Origin of the sequence: Rhizobium mayense (genome assembly GCF_030272705.1) — a bacterium.
Lineage (GTDB): Bacteria > Pseudomonadota > Alphaproteobacteria > Rhizobiales > Rhizobiaceae > Rhizobium > Rhizobium mayense.
Window position 1 is genome coordinate 1 of the sequence record NZ_JARFYM010000101.1, and the last position, 1054, is coordinate 1054.

The following is a 1054-nucleotide window of genomic DNA, read 5'->3' on the forward strand; positions in this document are numbered from 1 at the left end:
CTAAAGCGTGTCGCACTTATTCAGCCTCATATCCGGCTGCTCTGAAGAAATTCAGGCATTCGTCGACCGAGAAGAGGCTGACAATTTCACCGAGGGCTTTTGTTATTGCATCGAAGCTTCGTGCGGCGCGTTTTCGTAGTAAGGTTTTGAGCTTGGAGAATGCCATCTCGATGGGGTTGAGGTCGGGTGAATAGGCCGGCAAGAACAGCAGCCACGCTCCCCGCTCCTTGACCAGTTGTGCGGCACGCTCGCTCTTGTGGAAGCCGACATTGTCGAGAATGACGACATCGCCCCTCGACAATGTCGGAGCGAGTTGAGTTTCGATCCAGGCTTCGAAGATCCGTCCGTTCATCGGTGCATCGACGATGAACGGCGCAGTCAAGCTGTGACATCGCAGTCCGGCGATGAAGGTTTGAGTTCTCCATTTGCCGAATGGCGCATGGGTCCGATAGCGCTGGCCTTTGGGACACCATCCGGTGCGCTTGGTCAGCTTGGTATTGGTCGATGTTTCATCGATAAAAATCAGCCGGGCCAATGCTTTGTTGAAGAAGCGCCGGCGTCGCTTGATCCACAGGTCACGAGCCTGCGCGATCTCCGGCCGCAGCTGTTCGCTGGCCATGAGGCTTTTTTTTATTGCTCAGCCCAAGCCGTTGGAGAAACCGACCGATCGTGGCGCGATGGACCATCACACCGCGTCCGGCCAGTTCGAAACACAATTCGTCCAGCGTCACATCGCCATCGACGGCAACACGCGCGACAATCCATTGGCTATGCGCCGCCAATTTACCGCCGCCTGCTGCATGGCCCTGCCTGGCCGGCGCCACCGAGCCCTGCGACCGGTGCAGGATCATCATATTGTTGACGAACCGCGGCGATACCCGGAAATGACGGGCGGCTTCGCGATGGCTATTGCCTTCCTCTACAAACGCAACCACTCGCACACGCAACTCTAACGGATGCGGCTTGCCCATGGTCGATCTCCTTCCATGCACAAGTGAATCACAAAGCAAGCTTCAACGGAATCCTGAATCACGTAAGCTGCGACACGCTCTAG

At 56.6% G+C, this 1054-nt stretch carries 1 protein-coding gene; it reads right to left on the reverse strand.

Features of this window, described 5'->3' with window-relative positions:
* Positions 1-16: 16 nt before the first annotated feature.
* Positions 17-971 (reverse strand): IS630 family transposase gene (locus PY649_RS34760; protein ID WP_285873599.1). Its coding sequence is split into 2 segments (ribosomal slippage): positions 17-634 and positions 636-971, totalling 954 coding nucleotides; the frame shifts between segments, so codons are not numbered across the junction.
* Between the last annotated feature and the right edge of the window lie 83 nt (positions 972-1054).